The 259-nt window shown below is 31.3% G+C and carries 1 protein-coding gene; it reads left to right on the forward strand.

The genetic code is table 11. The annotated features are described in order from the left end of the window. Window positions 1-259 (forward strand): hypothetical protein (locus AAEY57_RS20380; RefSeq protein WP_350608709.1); only part of this gene is annotated, 259 nt, incomplete at both ends.

Raw genomic sequence — 259 nt, forward strand, 5'->3', positions numbered from 1 at the left:
CTTAAGAAGTTATTTATCAAATGCAAGACTTCAAATTGGTGAGATAAAGCCGCGTAGTTTTTTTTCTTCGATCGAAAAATTACAGACTGAGATAAATAATGCCAAAGAGTGTGGGTTTAATGAAACTTTACAGTTAGATAATATTGATACAAAGATTGATGATTTTACTTCTGCATATGAAGTCTATCTGGAAGGTTACACACCAGAGTCAGCTAGTAAAATGTTTATGCAATCAATAAAAATTGAAGCACTCTTAGAT

The organism is Pseudoalteromonas sp. MER144-MNA-CIBAN-0113 (genome assembly GCF_040308965.1).
GTDB lineage: Bacteria > Pseudomonadota > Gammaproteobacteria > Enterobacterales > Alteromonadaceae > Pseudoalteromonas > Pseudoalteromonas tetraodonis.